At 47.1% G+C, this 15,755-nt stretch carries 10 protein-coding genes and 2 pseudogenes; 2 read left to right on the forward strand and 10 right to left on the reverse strand.

Annotated features, from left to right (window positions below):
* Positions 1-95: 95 nt before the first annotated feature.
* On the forward strand, positions 96-434 hold the full coding sequence (locus ACFQZT_RS02890; RefSeq protein ID WP_379296352.1) for a L,D-transpeptidase: 339 nt from the start codon (positions 96-98) through the stop codon (positions 432-434).
* 125 nt (positions 435-559) lie between these two features.
* Here ACFQZT_RS02890 and ACFQZT_RS02895 read toward each other — a convergent pair whose 3' ends face one another.
* The 4 genes from ACFQZT_RS02895 to ACFQZT_RS02910 form a co-directional block, all read right to left on the reverse strand.
* Positions 560-835 carry a DUF6171 family protein gene (locus tag ACFQZT_RS02895; protein WP_379296354.1) on the reverse strand — a complete coding sequence of 92 codons (276 nt, stop codon included), beginning with the start codon at positions 833-835 and terminating at the stop codon, positions 560-562.
* 6 nt (positions 836-841) lie between these two features.
* Entirely contained in the window at positions 842-2,335 is a 1,494-nt protein-coding gene (locus ACFQZT_RS02900; protein WP_379296356.1) for an alpha-N-arabinofuranosidase, read from the reverse strand.
* A 277-nt stretch (positions 2,336-2,612) separates the two neighbouring features.
* The gene (locus tag ACFQZT_RS02905; RefSeq protein ID WP_379296358.1) at positions 2,613-3,152 is read right to left on the reverse strand and encodes a DinB family protein; all 540 of its coding nucleotides are present in this window, start codon (positions 3,150-3,152) and stop codon (positions 2,613-2,615) included.
* Positions 3,153-3,216: 64 nt separating this feature from the next.
* Positions 3,217-4,161, reverse strand: a complete 945-nt coding sequence (locus tag ACFQZT_RS02910) for a helix-turn-helix transcriptional regulator (RefSeq protein ID WP_379296360.1) — start codon at positions 4,159-4,161, stop codon at positions 3,217-3,219.
* A 547-nt stretch (positions 4,162-4,708) separates the two neighbouring features.
* Between ACFQZT_RS02910 and ACFQZT_RS02915 the strand changes: the two are divergent.
* Positions 4,709-5,492 (forward strand): annotated as a pseudogene (locus ACFQZT_RS02915) (transposase); the annotation flags it as partial.
* Between the two features lie 1,000 nt (positions 5,493-6,492).
* On the opposite strand, the gene ACFQZT_RS02920 reads toward ACFQZT_RS02915, so the two are convergent.
* The 6 genes and pseudogenes from ACFQZT_RS02920 to ACFQZT_RS02945 form a co-directional block, all read right to left on the reverse strand.
* On the reverse strand, positions 6,493-7,359 hold the full coding sequence (locus ACFQZT_RS02920; RefSeq protein ID WP_379296364.1) for a pentapeptide repeat-containing protein: 867 nt from the start codon (positions 7,357-7,359) through the stop codon (positions 6,493-6,495).
* 137 nt (positions 7,360-7,496) lie between these two features.
* Positions 7,497-8,579, reverse strand: coding sequence for a Gfo/Idh/MocA family protein (locus tag ACFQZT_RS02925; protein WP_379296366.1), 1,083 nt, complete (start codon positions 8,577-8,579; stop codon positions 7,497-7,499).
* Between the two features lie 25 nt (positions 8,580-8,604).
* The gene (locus ACFQZT_RS02930; protein WP_379296368.1) at positions 8,605-9,681 is read right to left on the reverse strand and encodes a Gfo/Idh/MocA family protein; all 1,077 of its coding nucleotides are present in this window, start codon (positions 9,679-9,681) and stop codon (positions 8,605-8,607) included.
* A 238-nt stretch (positions 9,682-9,919) separates the two neighbouring features.
* Positions 9,920-10,372 (reverse strand): cupin domain-containing protein, encoded by a 453-nt coding sequence (locus ACFQZT_RS02935; RefSeq protein ID WP_379297922.1) that lies wholly within the window; start codon positions 10,370-10,372, stop codon positions 9,920-9,922.
* Positions 10,373-10,418: 46 nt separating this feature from the next.
* Entirely contained in the window at positions 10,419-10,871 is a 453-nt protein-coding gene (locus tag ACFQZT_RS02940; RefSeq protein ID WP_379297924.1) for a sensor histidine kinase, read from the reverse strand.
* Positions 10,872-10,925: 54 nt separating this feature from the next.
* A pseudogene (locus ACFQZT_RS02945) lies at positions 10,926-15,626 on the reverse strand (AAA family ATPase); the annotation flags it as partial.
* Positions 15,627-15,755: the final 129 nt, after the last annotated feature.

Consider the following 15,755-nt stretch of genomic DNA (forward strand, 5'->3'; position numbering starts at 1 on the left):
AGAATTGGCTATGGATTGGACAAGAAGCCTCTTTATACAAAATGAGAAAAACACCTTTTGGTTAACTCACATAGTATAGAACGAGGTGATTATCTATGCCGAATTACCGCATCATTATTGATCTTTCGGACTTCCAACTATACTTGCTGGACGGAAATACTGTGATCCGCGGATTCCCTATAGGTATTGGTAAAATGCTAACCGGAACGCCGACGGGCGAGTATTATATTATTAATAAACAGGCCAATCCGGGCGGTCCGTTCGGGGCATTTTGGATGGGTTTAAGTAAACCGCATTATGGCATTCACGGTACAAATAATCCTTCATCGATTGGCAAACATGCATCTCATGGTTGCATTCGTATGTACAATGAAGATGTACTTCAGTTGGCTGCAATAGTTCCCCTCCATACCCGTGTGACGATCCGCCCTTGAGCAAAGCTCTTCGCATCAGCTGCGGAGAGCTTTTACCAAATACACACATATCACGATGCCAAAATGCACATCATATAGTTGAGACAAAAAAGAAGCAAGAGCCTAGACCCCTGCTTCCTTTTATGTTAATCCGCCAGCGCCCAGCGGTTATCACCGGCTTTTGGACAGCTGCGTTCCTTCAGTTTGGCCGCTATTCGGACTAAGCATCCGCAAACGGAGCAAGTCATTCCATCCAGCAGTTTCGGACAGGCCGTGCAAGCTTGCAGTCGTCGGTGATACAGAGAATCAGAAACACAGTTCTCCGCCGATTGAAACATCGGCATTTGCAGTATACGGGATATTTGTTCCTCGGTTATTTGATATTGTTCATGACACCCTTTACATAGCCGCCCTTGGTCCATTGGCGCCTAAATCGAAACTTCAAGCACAGTAACGGATTTTGCAGATAACTGCAAACGGATCTCTTTGCCTTCCAGGGAAAACGCATGGAACGCTTGAGGTTTTACCGCATTGGGATGATCGAACGTATTATGGCTGTCTATTGAACTCGCAGTTAGTTCCGTGCCACTTACCATTAATGCGCTCTCATCAGCGATTCCCCTCAGTTCAATATGGACATCCGCCTCGGAGGTAGGATCCAGGTTACATATACTAATATGTATACGACCCTGATCATCTTTCGAAGCGGACACTGAGGTTTGTGGTTGCTTGCGGCCGTTGTGCTCATAAAAGTCGCTTATCAGGTGCGTGCTAAGCAGTGTTGCATCCTGATGAACCTTAAACATATCAAACACATGGTAAGTCGGCGTCAACAGCATCCTCTCACCTTCAGTCAGAATAACGGACTGCAGCACATTAACGACCTGAGCGATGTTCGCCATCTCTACCCGATCGCAATGATCATGGAAAATGTGAAAATTGATCCCAGCAACTAATGCATCACGAATCGTATTCTGCTGATACAAGAACCCTGGATTCGTTCCAGGCTCGACATCGAACCATGTGCCCCACTCATCCACGATAAGACCAACTCGTTTCTCCGGGTCGTATTGATCCATGATCGCCGAATGCTTTCTAATCAGTTCCTCCATTCGTTTTGTTCGCTCCAGCGTTTTAAACCATTCATCTTCGCTAAATCCGGTCGCGCTGCCCTTATTCTGCCAGGACTCACCGGTAATCGTGTAGTAATGCAAGCTAATGGCATCCATCATCCTGCCCGCTTCTTTCATTAAAGTTTCCATCCAATGATAGTCGTCTACATTCGGACCGCAGGCGATTCTATGTATTTTGTTTTCTCCATAGTTGCGGACGTACGTTTGATATCTGCGATATAAGTCCGCGTAATACTCGGGACGCATATTTCCGCCGCAGCCCCAGTTTTCATTGCCTACGCCAAAGTAGCGAACACCCCAAGGTTCTTCCCGCCCGTTTGAGCGGCGCCAGTCCGCCATCGGCGAAATGCCGTCAAATGTCATATATTCCACCCATTCCGACATTTCCTGTACGGTTCCACTGCCTACGTTTCCGCAAATGTATGGCTCGCACTCAAGCAGTTCGCACAACATCAAAAACTCATGCGTACCGAAATGGTTATTTTCCAAAACGCCGCCCCAGTGCGTGTTGATCATTTTTTTTCGCGATTCCAACGGCCCAACGCCATCTTTCCAGTGGTATTCGTCCGCAAAACATCCACCCGGCCATCTCAACACGGGCACTTTGATTTTTTTTAGCGCAGCCAGTACATCATTGCGAATACCTTTCGTATTGGGAATCGGTGAATCCTCGCCCACCCAGATGCCTTCATAAATACACCGCCCCAAATGCTCGGAGAAATGTCCATAAATGTTTCGGTTAATCTTACCCTTCGCCAGATCTGCATTAATCGTCACCTGGGTTGTCATCGAAATACCAGCTCCTTTAAAATAATGTTTTTATTAATCGATTAACAACAATGATTATTCATATTTATTTTAATCGCAGCTTCTCAACTATTCAACTATTTTATTGACGGTCATTGTTAGAGCATGATCCATAAAGCAGAGCAAGGAAATGCAAAAAACACTAACCCATGAACCGAGTTAATGTTTATGCTTCATTTCTATGTGTTGCTCAGATGATGCCATTCGGATTCGAGGCGCTTAGCTTAGTGATAGCAGCACTATTGGTTTTGGCTCCTGGTTAGGAGGCAGGTAACAAAGCGTGTTTCAGCCGATCCTTCTGTCTAAGATGATGACGGTAATGCATCTCAACGAGAGTAAACCATTCCCTGGCATTAAGTTCTCCAAGCCGCGGATGCGTTACGGTATGATTGGGTGAAATCTCCGCCAGCAGAGGCTCAATCTCGTTCATCCGATGCAAGACCGTATTCAGTCCTTCGGCAATTTGTTCTTTGCTCTGAGGTTGACCAGGCGTGTATTGCGGTGACGCAGGGACACGAATGCGCTCAGGCGGAAAGCCCCCGAGGCTGAATACCGCCTCTCCAGCTTTAGTTTTTCCTTCGGTGGAATTCACCGTATCAGTACTCTGAGTTCTGCAAAGCTCGACATTGCGAAGCTGCATATATAAAGCTGAATTTATCAGATGAAGATACATCTGTCCCAGTGACCAATCGTCTTCACTCGTTTTGTATGTCAGCTGTTCCATGCTAAACGTATCTAATTCCTCCAAATAGTGATGTATCAATGTTTCAAAGCCCTCTAAAACTTCATTTGAATTCATAAACGTTCAAGCTCCTCTCCATAGGGTAGCTTAAGTATACGAAAACGCTACTGACACCAGTATGTCAGTAGCATTTTAACATGTTCGCAGCTTCATCACGAACTCGAATCCGAAGTATTTCGGGCTCAAGAACAACAATGCCAGCTCCCCAACTGAGAATCCATTGAAGCAGTTCCTCCGGCTGGCGAACGCGCATGGTTGCATAAATACCTTCCGGTCGATGGTCAATGCTATCTAAATAAAAATTTTTTGACTCCTTTACTTTATCAATAATACTTTCATTGATTTGTAAACGAACCTTCACATCGCGATCATCCGGAGGTACATAATCTTGCAAATTGAAATCAGGCGGGAGATTAAACTTCGTATCAAGAACGGAAAGACCGCTCATCCGGGATAACCGGAAATGTCGAATTTCAAGCCGCAGATCGCAATGCCCAATCAAGATCCAGGCACCCTGTACGAGAACGAGCCCATAAGGAGCAACCGTGCGAATGCTATTGCGATTTCCGTCCGCTTCCGGCAATCTTTTCGAATAATGGAACTCCACTTTCTGTTCAGTCAAAATTGCGCGGCGCAGCTTCTCCATTGCATCAGCTTCGGGTCCGAAAATCTCCTCTTGTATTCTTAACAATTTAAAGGTCTTACGCACTCTAGATGTCTCAGAGAGGACGCTTTGAGGTAGGATCGTTTCAATTTTCCTCTTCGCTGCTTGCGCCCGGGCACCATAGTCGGCATCAAACCTCTGCTCAACAAAATCTGCTCCAATGAGCAGTGTGACCGCTTCTTCCACCGTGAAACTGACAGGGGGTAAAAAATACCCTTCCATGATGGAATAACCTGTCCCCGGAGCGCCCATGATAGGCACCCCAGCTTCACTAAGCGCTTGCATATCCCTGTAAATCGTACGGACACTCGTCTCGAAAATGCCTGCCAGATCCTCCGCCCGCAGCATTTTCCTGCGCTGGAGTTCAAGTACGATTGCTAATAAACGGTCTGTTTTATTCATAATTATCGGTTTCCCCTCGTAACTTTAAAGGAAATTATAACATAGTTATTATAAAAATGCGGCTCAAACAGGCCCGCGACGCGCGTCCAACCATCCAACATCGCCGATTCTTCTAGTTCAGTCGGTAGCTCTGTGAAAAAGCCGCACATGATAACTCCACTATCCCTTTGACTCAGCTTAATCCAAAATATTTCCCCCGCTATCTTTTGGAGCAATTACTGCTCACTTACTCCACAATCCCTAGGAATCGGTTCCATTCAGTAAAACCACAATCCCTAGGAATCAGTTCCATTCCGTAGAACCACAATCCCTAGGAATCAGTGTCATTTATAATTATCTCTATCCCCACTATCCCTATGACTCAGATTTAGCGTTCCATCCTCCAACACTTTATAACCCCCAAAATAATCCTTTATTCCATTATCCCATCGATTCAGAAAATTTTTGTCTTATTTTTTCATTTCACAATTGAAAAGAGACCGTACGTTCGATATAATCACAAATAGGAATGCACGTTCGCATATCAATTATGAATGGGGTAGAAATCATGGATTTTACAAGTATGTCCTTGGAACAATTTCATCATCATTTCGTTAATGAAGAAGCGTGCTTCCAATATGTGTACAATTCGAAATGGCCTCAAGGCTTTGTCTGCCCGCGTTGCGATCATCGTCACGCCTATGTGACCCATACTCGTCGGCTTCCACTCTATGAGTGCTCTCGCTGCCGTCATCAAACTTCTCTAACTGCTGGAACACTAATGGAAGGCAGTCGGACTGAACTGCGAAAATGGCTCATTGCTCTTTTTCTCGTTTCTCGACCAGAACAAGGCACGACTGCTGTAGAATTGTCCCAGATTGTTCAAGTAACTTATAAAACAGCATGGTTAATGCTGCACAAAATTCGACAAGTGATGCATGCTGCCGATGATCAAACGCGTCTATCCGGCGTTATACGAGTCAACTCGGCCGTGTATGGACTTCCATACAATCCTTCCGTGCATAAGCACAAACAAGAACATCTTCTGCTCGTAGGCTCTTCACTCAATGAACAAGGGGAGTCCAATTATGTAAAAATAAAGCTTGTCACTCCTGATTATCCAGGGGAGAGACATATTTCACGTTCAAACACAATGGATTTCAACAATAAACATACTGAATCGCAAAGGAGTTCTATTGAAACTGTTATTGGTTTATACAGCCCCAAACGTACTCGTCCACTCTTAAAATTTGCTTCCCAAGCCAGTACTTGGCTGAATAAAACGTTTCATGGCATTGGTGCAAAACATCTACAATCCTACTTAGACGAATTCACCTTTCGGCTAAATCTATCCATCCTTAATGCGCCCATTTTCACTCATTTGATCCAGCTTTGCTTTCATAAATCTACTACCTCTCTCTCTGCTCTGCGGCCAGAAATACAACCCATAATCAAAGAAAATAAAATCCAAGAAAAAATGACTCATTTGTCTAAAGCATCATTCGTCCAAGTTGGATCACAAACCAGGTTTGACCAATGGTTGTATAAAAAGCTAGACATAGCTAATTAGCATTTGAATAATTTATAGCTACATGTACGAATCAAGTTATAACGTCGTAGTGTAGAACACGAAATATTCACGATCGGCATCTGAGATCGACTACCGCCATAAAGTGCCTCACAGCTCGTCTTCATTCGACACTTCGGAAGCGGCAAAGGCGAATAGCAAACCGCACCTTATGAATGGCCACTAGCACTAGAGCATTCCTTTCTTAATGCGGTTAGGTAGTTATGTTCAGTATCTTTCCATTTAAGGCGTAGTGATTTCTGTGACAAGGTGTTTGTGCTAACCATCACATTTCTTTTTGAGACGTGATTGCGGTACAATTCTATATTTTTACATTCTGAGGTGTGATTGTGGTACAATTCTATGTTTTTACATTCTGAGACGTGATGGCGGTACAATTCTATGTTTTTACATTCTGAGACATGATGGCGGTACAATACTATATTTTTATATTCTGAGGCGTGGGGATACTGCTCATAGTATTTCATGTAATGGATTAGATTACTTGGGGTGGCGATGGGTGGTGGCGGGTGAACGCGGGTGGCGGTGGATGGCGGTGAGTGGCGGTGAGTGGCGGCGAGTAGTGGCATGAATAGGAATACGATGAACGACGATTCGATTAGATAGACAGTTACATAGAAAAAAGATCGCCTCCCTTACAACTAGAGACGATTCTTCGTTATATTCAAATTAGCTATATTTGCCTTTGGATAAGATCATGTACTTCCGCATAAGAATATACCTCCCCCGGCAGCTAATAGCCTTGCAGGCGCTGCGGGTTATCGTCAATTCTCGGTGGAGGACCAGTGCGTTGGGCGAGTGAGAGACGGCGGCAGCTTTGTTTCAGCGTCACCCTTCGCCGCATTGAGTTGGGCTTGGGTGAGAAATATACTCTCAGTCAGGTCGGCTCCCCTGAGGTCAGCGTCTCGAAAATCAGCTCCGATGAGGTCAGCCGCTCTCAGATCGGCTCCTCGGAGGTCAGCTGCAATCAGATAGGCGCCTCTCAAGTTGGCATATCTAAGATCCGCTCCTCGGAGATTGGCGCCGATGAGGTCAACTCCACGTCCTTGTTTCTTCTTGCGCCCTGAGGACCTCTTCTGCTCGTGACGGGCTTCATCTCGAGCGAGTTCGCTGGCCTTTAGGAGCAGCGTATTGACATCTGCTCGGTGTGCGACCACATCCAGTTCCAAGATGGACTCTGGTTCGAGGTGAGTAAGACGTTCAGTCTCATTAAGCGCCGATCTGAGCGCATCGTGAATCGGACGAGCCGCTTGCAGCGTAAGCGCTTCGGCCAGATACCAGAGGAGCTCGTGGAGTTGTCGCATGATCGGAAATACTTCAAACATTTGCTTCGCAGATCCGGGTACTTGCCGCCAGTCACGTCCACCGTAGGTTTCTTGAGAAACCTTTTGCCCCGCCCCAAAGCAGTCATAAACTGTGCAACCGCGAAAGCCCAGCTGCCTGAGGCTGTTGTGAACGCCGCAACGGAAGTCTGATTGCAAGTTTTGACAGGGCTTCCCAGCATCTTTATCGGTCGCGAAGTCTGTCGAAGCTGCGAAAGGCAGTGCGACACAGCACAAACCGAAGCAGTTCTCGCAATCTGCCAGCATACTTTGGTGGATCTTATCGTGATATTCATGATTTTCAAACATTACGTGATCTCCTATCGCATCTTTGTATTCCCTACTTGCCTATTTTAATTATAAAACAAGTTTTTCCGAAAATAAAAAGCATTTCAACCAAAGTTGAAATGCCTGCTACAAGTTCCCATGTGGAACCATTTCATTTTTCAATCCAAATAGACTGCTTTCCCGCTGCGAGCTGATTCATAGACGGCCTCAAGGATTTGCGAAACCACAAAAGCTTGCTCCGGTGTTACTACAGGATCCGTATCCTCCTCGATGGCCTTGATCCACAATCTCATTTCGACATCAGGAGCACTTTCCGAAGCGCCATCATAGAACGCAACTCCACCTGCATTCAATTCAACATCGGTGGTGAACAAACGGCTGTTCTTCTCACCGTTGATACGAAGACCGCCCTTCATGTCGGCTCCGCCCTCGGTTCCCGATAATGAACACTTTGCTTCATCCACTTCCAGCGTATTGAGCGCCCAACTGGATTCCAGGATAACGGTCGCTCCGTTTTCCATCACGATCATCCCGAAAGCGGAGTCCTCGACGGTAAATTTGCTAGGATCCCAAGGCCCCCAAGCGTTGGCGGCATTCTCTCGTTTGGAAAGCTCGTGATATGCGGTACCCAATACAACTTTGGGCTTGTAGTTGTTCATCATCCAGAGCGTTAAATCCAACGCGTGCGTGCCGATATCAATGAGCGGGCCTCCGCCTTGTTTTTCTTCATCGAGAAACACGCCCCAGGTTGGGACGGCACGCCTGCGAATGGCATGAGCTTTGGCAAAATAAATGTCTCCCAGCTCGCCTTGTTCACAAAGTTGTTTTAAATGCCAGCTATCAGCTCGGTAACGGTTGTTGTACCCGATCGTCAGTTTCTTCCCGGTACGCTTGGCCGCTTCCACCATGAGTTTCGCATCTGCAGCCGTCTTAGCCATCGGCTTCTCACACATGACGTGTTTGCCTGCTTCAAGAGCTGCGATGGCAATTACAGCGTGGGAGTCGTTAGGGGTACAAACGTGAACGATATCCAAAGTTGAATCTTGCAGCATTTCACGGTAATCCGTGTACACTTTCGCATCTTCGCTGCCATAGGCTGCGGCAGCTTCAGTTGCACGTTCCTCGATAATATCGCAAAATGCGACCATTTCCACGTTAGCCTGTTTCTTCAGGCTAGGCATATGTTTGCCGCCCGCAATTCCGCCGCAGCCAATAATTCCAATACGATAAATTCGAGACATGAAAGTACCTCCTGAGTATGTAAAATTATAATCGAATATCGACTTCGCGCTTCAATTGGGAGGAGCGAAGAATGCCGTCAATAATGGCTTGATTGCGAACAATAAGTTCTCCAGGGATCGGCGCCGGCTTGCCGTCTCGCACAGCTTCTACGAAATCGCGGACTTTTTCATGAAACACGTTTTTGTTATGTTCAATCAGTGGGATCGCACTTTCCGTATGGTGGCCTCGAACATCATGATACATCGTGATGGAACCGACTTTACCATCGAACACGCCGCTCCAGGGCCCTTTTCCGGCCGGTGTGACTTTAAGTCCGGCATCGGTGCCAAGGAAGATCGTCGGCCCAAGCGTATCCATGTGCATGGCCCATGATATTTTGAAATTGAGAACAAGATCTCCTTCAAAGCGCACCATGGCTACACCAAAATCTTCGACGTCGAACTTGCTTGCTTCACCATGAAATTTCGGATTTGTCCCAAAATGATTCGAGCTGTAAGCGGATACGGTAAGCGGTTTCGGGTATCCCATTGCATTCAACGCCATATCCAGCGAATAGCAGCCAATATCGGCGATCGCTCCGGCTCCCGCAATATCTTTGCGGATAAATGTACCGCCCGGCATTCCTCTGCGGCGCCCTCCGCCAGTCTCAACGTAATATACTTTGCCCAATTGCCCGGATTGAACCAGATCTTGAATGATCTTCATGTTGGGGTCATATCTCGGCTGAAATCCAACATTGAGCATATACCCGGTCTTGTCAGCTGTTTGCGCCATTTCGACTGCTTCCTCGAGCGTAACGGACATCGGCTTTTCCAACATCACATGTTTGCCAGCACGAAGGGCATCTATGGTTGTCTGATAATGCGCTACATTCGGTGTACAGATGCTGACCGCATCAAGCTCGAGTTCCAGAAGCTGTTTGTAATCGTCGAAAGCTTGTGCAGAAGCCAGATCCCAACGACTAACAAATTGAGCCGCCTTGTCCGGAATGACATCGGCAACAGCTACGATTTCGACATCACTAAGCTCCCGGTAAGCCTGAACGTGGGCGCCAGCTATTCCGCCTCCGCCAATGATCCCTATCTTTAATTTCCTGCTCATCGTATCCCTCTTTTCCCGCAAACATCATTCTGCCTTTATGTAAAATGAAGACATCTGTCATTAATGTAGCACAGGAAAAATTATAATTTTAGTCTAACTTCAGGACAATTAAGGTGCGAAAATACGACACTACGAAAAGCTCTATGTATAAGTTCCGCATGTTCGCGACAATAAAAACGGAGCCCTCTTCACAAGGAAGGGACTCCGTCTCGAATTAGTGGCAATATTGAAGCTCGCTCTACTTGCCAATTAACTTAAAATCGTCATAATGAAAACCCGGCGCGACGACACAGGATACAAATACTGGATCATTCCCCAGCGGTTTCGCTTTTTGCCACACATTCGCCGGAACTAGCGCTTGCGGCTGCTGGCCGTTCAACACATCAGGGCCAAGTATTAATTCCTTTGCGGTCTCTGGCTGCTCAGCGGTTCCTCCCAGGGTAAGCAAGAGCGGGCTGCCGGAATGCCAGAGCCATAACTCGTCGGACAATACGGTGTGCCATTCCGAACATTCGTCCGGATGAAGAAGGAAGTAAATCGAAGTCGCTGCATATCGCGAGCCGGAATACGCTTCGTTCAGCACTTCCTTCGGGATCTCGAAGGATGCTTTCCAAAGCTCCTTGTACCACCCGCCTTCCGGGTGTGGTTTTAAATCGAGCGCTTGTACGAGCGGTGAAAGTTGTTTGGTAATCATATGGATTCTCTCTTCTCTCTTTTTTCTACTTTGTGTAATTCAACTAGATTCGATGCACGGGAAGCGAAAACGAAATGCTGCAGCCATTGCCCAGCCGGCTTTCCGCCCATATCTGGCCGCCGTGGTATTGCACGATTTCCTTGGCAATGGCTAGTCCTAAACCGCTGCCGCCCGTTGTGCTCCGGGACTTGGAAGCTTTATAGAAGCGTTCGAAAATGTGCGGAAGATCTTCCTCGCTTATGCCAACGCCGGAATCCATCACACTGATGATCAGTTCGCTCGGTTCTCCAGCAATCTCCACGCGGACGCCGATATACCCACCCTTGGGAGTGAATTTTATCGCGTTGTACAATATGTTCGCATACACCTGCTCAATGCGATCAGAATCGACGGTTAGCAGCATATCTTCGCCTTCGATGAGCTGCATGTCCAGTGTGTAGGAAATTCCAGCATTGGCCGCATCCAATTCATACTTGGCGAAAAGCTGCCGTACCATAGCTCCGCTCGTCGTTGGCGCAAGCTGAAAGTGAAATTGCTTCGTTTCCAGCCTGCTAAGCTGATATAGGTCCGTGATTAAGCGCTGGATACCGACAATGCGCATATGGACGACGGATAAATATTTCCGCTGCTCTTCAGGATTCTGAATAACTCCATCGAGAATCGCTTCCACGTATCCCTGAATGGACGTTAGCGGCGTACCCAAATCGTGCGAGATGTTGGACAGTAAATCCCGGCGCGAAGTTTCCATAAGCGTGAGTTCATTCGTTCGCTCACGGACTTTGGCCTCCAGATCATTGTACAACCGAGCATTCTCGATGGAGATTGCCGCCTGTGCGGACAACAGCTTGATAATGTCCAGCCGTTCGGACGTAAAGGCATTGCGAACAAGATTATTTTCAAGATAAAGCACGCCCACCAGATTGCCTTGATGTAGAATCGGTTCACAAAAAATCGACTTACTTTCATGCGTCCGAATGTAAGGATCATGCGTGAAAAATCCTTTATTGACCGCATCGTCAAGGACAACGCCTTCTTTCGTCCGCGCTACGTATTGAATCACCGCAGCCGGCAGGTCTTCCCTTGTTTCCAGCGGCACAGAACTTACCTTACAGAACTCTTTAGCTTCCCGTGCCTGAGATTCTGTCCGCATTTCCGCTTCAACAAATAAATTGTCCCGATCTTTCAGAACGAGTATGCAGCGCTCCGCCCCTGAAGAGTAGGTCACGATTTCCATCAACCGCTTCAGCAACTGCTCCAAGTTGACTTCACTGGATAGGGAACGCGAAGTATTCATAATCGTCACAAAATCGAGCGCTTGAAGCGAATAGTCGCTGATTTTCGTAGTGCCCCAATCCTGAGACTCTTTGAGCGATGTCAAATAAGTGGGATAGCGAAGCTTCAACTCATCCGCCTTGGCTTTCGCCCCCCAGCTTAAATAACCGTAATAAGCATCGGTCAAATAGGTTTTGGCGATTTTCTCGCGCAGAGCATCTCTGTACAGTTTCCCCGCAAGCTCGCAGGCCAACGCTTCATGCTGGATAAAGCCCTGCTCGCGCGCTTGCCGGATCGATGCTTCGTAGCCTTGTTCCGCCTTCTGGAAATGCCCCGTTACGCGGTTCCATTCCGCACGCATCAACAAGCTAAGATGCAAGTAATTTTCCGGACAATTCGCGGCCCATTTGTCCATTTTGCGCATCATCTTGGCCATTTGCTTGCCATATGTTTTACGTTCGTAAATGGATGCCTTTTTATATATGGCCGTAATCGACAGCGCGTAATAGAAATATTGCTCAGGAATATGGAACAGGCCAAAAGAAACGGTTTGTACGGCTTCGGCAGCCATACCGGCTTTGACGGCATCCTCATACTGACCGAACAAGTAGTATAGCATCATCTTTTTGATCGAGTAAACATGCAAAATCACTTGGTTCGGGTGCACTTCCAGCTTTTTTATAAATTGCGCTTCCTCTTCCTCGTCCTTGCCGATGATCAGCGGGCTTGGGGAATGCCCCTCCAGGTTATGAATCACCATACGGAGCATCTCTAACATCAGCAGTGTATCGTGATGGTTTGTTTGCTCTAAAATTCGGTAATGTTTGCCCAGATCCTCATACACTTCCGTAAGGGGAATGCCCCGGAAATCTTTGACCAGCACCTGATAAGTAAGCGCGTATCCGCTAAAAACCAAATCGCCGTCTTCAATTCCGCTCCGAAACGAGTCCTGCAGATGGTCCATACAAACCTGAAAAGGCTTGACCCAAGAGCTGACAAAAAGCCCGAAGGAAAAGTGGCTTTTACTGCGGAATTGATGGGATTGGAATCGTGCATTCAGTCTCGCTCCAAGCAAGCCATACTCATAGCCACGCCCATAATCACCGAAGCCGGAACCCAGGATTAATCCGTAAGAACCATAAACATACGACATCGCAGGCGAATTCCCATATTTCAGGGAGTACTTCGTCATGATAAACATGAAGAGCACATACAAGTTCGTATTCGTAAAATAGGCAGATATCGAAACGCTCATCATGAGGTTCATCAGTTTGAGCAAATACGCGTCTTCCAGTATCGGTAAATCGTAAAGATCCGCTGTGCTTTTACGACCTATCATCAACTTTAATTTCAAGTATTCCTGGAAAATTTGCAGATTCGTAGGCTCGCTTGGGATTCGTATACCTAGCTTGGCTAGCGCCTCCAGCCCAACCTCAACGCTTTTACGCTGCTTACCGACATTGGTATATAAAATGACCTGTAAATTGTATAATTCAAGTTTCAGCTCGGGGGTACGGGCATCAGAAAGCAATTGAGCGTACACAGTCTCCGCTTCATCAGCTTGTCCGTTTAAATACAAAGCCTCCGCTGTTTCCAATCGGATAATGAAGCTTAGATCATCTAGCCCGCTTCCTTCGTCCAGCTGCAGCAAGGCTAACGCCTTATTGTAATATTGCAAAGCGGACCGGTAAGCATTGGACGCCTTCGCTTTTCTCCCCGCAGCCAGATTCAGCTCCATCAAATGAATACGATCCGCTTGCTCCATCAATAAGCAGGAACCGATGTTCATATGATTGACGACTTCAAACAGGCGTTGCCCCGCCTGAATATCCGGAAGATCCCTAAGCAGTTTGCTCGAAATGCTGAGGTGCATTTGCACAAGCGCCGTTTCTTCAATCGATCCGTAGACTGCTTCTTGAATGGAGTCATGAACAAAGGTGAAGCGGATATCCCGAGCATCGGCTTCCTCGTGCATTTCACTGAAAAATTTATAGTCCGTACCTACCGGAATGATCAATCCGGTTTGTATCGGGCCTTCCAATTCATTCATCACATGCGTAAATGGCGTTTCCATTACAATGCCGAGAGCCTCGAGATCAAAGGATACGCCTAAACAAGCCGCCAATCGCAGCAAATTTTGCGTTTTCTTCGGCAACCGATACAGCTTCTCGGCTAGAAGAAACATCAGATTATCGGTCATTCGCAATTTCTGAATTTCTTCGATATCCCATATCCATCGTCCGGATTCATAGCTGAATGTCAACAGACTTTGTTCATAAAGGGCCGTTAGAAATTGTTTAACAAAAAACGGATTCCCTCCTGTTTTCTCCAGCACAAGTTCGGCCAGTTCATTCACCTGCTGCGGCTCGATCTTTAGCGATCCCGCTACCAACTGCCGCACAGCCCCGATCTGCAAAGCTTCTAAGTCGATTGCCTCCGAAACCAGACGGGCCGGCAATTTATCCATCAACTGTGTGTGTGCCGGAGACTGGACATTGCTCTCGCGCCTGCTGCGATAAGAACCAATGAACAAAAAATACTGCAACTGAGAGTCGCTCAATAGCAAGTCAAGAAATTGAAGCGACCCCGTATCCGCCCACTGAAGATCATCAAGAAACAATACGATCGGCCGCTCTTTCACGGCAAATACAATCAAAAATTGCTGCAGCAAATAATGAAGCCGGTTTTGCGTTTCTTGCGGCGGGAGCTGCTTCGCTTCCGGCTGCTTGCCGATCAGGAGCTGAAGCTCCGGCATCAGATCGATCAGCACCTTACCGCTCGTACCCAGCAGGGATTGAAGCCGCTCACGGTAGACTTCGATCTGCTCATCCTTCTCCGTTAACAGCTGGCGAACCAACTGACGTAAAGCCCGGGATAACGCATAATAAGAAATATGCTGCTTGTTCGGTTCGAAACGGCTGGATAGAAACCAGACATTGTCCTTCATTATAGTCTTCATTGTCTCGGCAATGAGGAACGACTTTCCGTTTCCGGATTCACCCGAAACCCAAACCGCTTCAAGCGATCCTTGCACGGTACGCTGATATACTTGCAGCAGCTTGTCAATTTCTTGTTCCCTGCCATACAAGCTTTGCGGAAGTTGGAACACGTCAGTCATATCGGATTGCCCGACTTCAAACGGCTCCAGCTCTTCCCGTGTCTCACACATGGCAAGGCAGCGCTCCAAATCTTGAATGATGCCGTATGCGCTCTGATAGCGGTCTTCCGCATTTTTGGAAAGCAGCTTCATCACGATATCCGACAACGGCTTCGGAATCCCCATTCGAAGGCTTTCCGGCGGGGCCGGAGGAACCGCAAAATGACAGTGAATGAGCTCTACCGGATCTTCCGTCTGAAACGGCAGTCTGCCGGTAAGCATTTCATAAAAAGTAACGCCTAATGAGTAGTAATCCGAACGGTAATCGATGATCCGGTTCATGCGGCCCGTTTGCTCAGGCGACATGTAGCTGAGTGTTCCTTCCAGCATCGAGGGATCGAGCATCTCCTGCCGTTCTCTTGAAAACGAGGAGATGCTGAAATCAGCCAGCTTCATGATGTTTTTTTCCGGGTTGATAATGATATTGCTTGGTTTAATATCCTTATGAATGACAAATCGTTGATGAATGTCTCCGACAATTTTGACCAGTTGAATAGCCGATGTCAAAAAGGTAGTTAACGACTGACGAAAAACAGGAAAATAAGCCGATAGCGTCTCTCCATCGAAATCCTCCAGCACAAGCGCCACGCTGTTCTGGTGCTTGAATAACGCTAATGGCTGCACGATTCCGGGAATCTGCAGATGTTTGCCGATCTCGTATTCCCGTTTCATTCTTGAAATGTCAGGCGGTGCCGGAAATTCGGAGCGAAGCATCTTGATAATGACTTTTTCCATCGTCTGACGATGAGAAGCACGAAAAAGCACAGTTCGGTCGCCCTGATAAATTTGTCTGATTACATCGTATTCGGGCAATGTAAACATGAAGTACCTCCTAAAAAGTCCCCAAAAGTGACCCTTAACCTTTGAAGCATATTCCGTCCGCAATGAGCTTTGCTCAATCGGCGTCTAAACTCACTATTCAATGCGGTCAACCATCTCCGAATAGCTTCG

It is taken from the genome of Paenibacillus sp. GCM10027628 (genome assembly GCF_042676385.1).
Taxonomy (GTDB): Bacteria; Bacillota; Bacilli; order Paenibacillales; family NBRC-103111; genus Paenibacillus_E.

Coding starts and splice junctions, on each gene's coding strand:
- ACFQZT_RS02890 (WP_379296352.1), top strand. CDS start 96: ATGCCGAATTACCGCATCATTATTGATCTTTCGGACTTCCAACTATAC.
- ACFQZT_RS02895 (WP_379296354.1), bottom strand. CDS start 835: ATGGACCAAGGGCGGCTATGTAAAGGGTGTCATGAACAATATCAAATA.
- ACFQZT_RS02900 (WP_379296356.1), bottom strand. CDS start 2,335: ATGACAACCCAGGTGACGATTAATGCAGATCTGGCGAAGGGTAAGATT.
- ACFQZT_RS02905 (WP_379296358.1), bottom strand. CDS start 3,152: ATGAATTCAAATGAAGTTTTAGAGGGCTTTGAAACATTGATACATCAC.
- ACFQZT_RS02910 (WP_379296360.1), bottom strand. CDS start 4,161: ATGAATAAAACAGACCGTTTATTAGCAATCGTACTTGAACTCCAGCGC.
- ACFQZT_RS02920 (WP_379296364.1), bottom strand. CDS start 7,359: ATGTTTGAAAATCATGAATATCACGATAAGATCCACCAAAGTATGCTG.
- ACFQZT_RS02925 (WP_379296366.1), bottom strand. CDS start 8,579: ATGTCTCGAATTTATCGTATTGGAATTATTGGCTGCGGCGGAATTGCG.
- ACFQZT_RS02930 (WP_379296368.1), bottom strand. CDS start 9,681: ATGAGCAGGAAATTAAAGATAGGGATCATTGGCGGAGGCGGAATAGCT.
- ACFQZT_RS02940 (WP_379297924.1), bottom strand. CDS start 10,871: ATGGTACGGCAGCTTTTCGCCAAGTATGAATTGGATGCGGCCAATGCT.